This is a genomic window from Streptomyces sp. WM6386 (assembly GCF_000972385.1).
In the GTDB taxonomy this organism is placed as follows: Bacteria; Actinomycetota; Actinomycetes; order Streptomycetales; family Streptomycetaceae; genus Streptomyces.
This window is the reverse complement of sequence record NZ_JXTE01000532.1, coordinates 1-420: the sequence shown is the minus strand read 5'-3', so window position 1 is coordinate 420 and position 420 is coordinate 1. Positions and strand designations below refer to the sequence as shown.

Here is a 420-nt window from a genome sequence, read left to right as displayed (position 1 = left end):
GCGGTTGGCGGCCGACTTCGACACCCCGAACAGCGGCGCCAGTTGACGCAGGGTCAGGTTGGTCCGCCAGTAGGCGGCGACCAGCAGCACCCGGTCCTCCAGCGGCAGGCCCCACGGCCTCCCCCTGCGCACCGGGTCGGCGCCCTCGCGCCGCAACGCGGTGATCAGCTTCCCGAACTGACGCGGGCTCAGCCCGGTGAACGGGGCTATCCAGGACGGTTCCGACGCCGTGAGCACACCAGACACGCCAAGATCATCTCATCCGTGGCCAGCGGTTACGGGACAAGTCTTAGGAAGACAAGCCTCCGCCGACTTCCGCTGATCTCTTTCCCGGATTAAGTCAATGACGTTGCCAGGCGTTTGCCCCTGTCTCAGAAGCCGCGTTTTCTCACCAGGGCATCGTTGGTGTCCCATCTGGAT

1 protein-coding gene is annotated in these 420 nt (G+C 65.2%); it reads right to left on the bottom strand.

Annotation, left to right across the window (positions count from 1 at the left end):
* A partial coding sequence (locus tag TN53_RS42575) for an IS5/IS1182 family transposase (RefSeq protein ID WP_046264282.1) occupies positions 1–246 on the bottom strand: 246 nt, incomplete at its 3' end.
* Positions 247–420 lie beyond the last annotated feature (174 nt).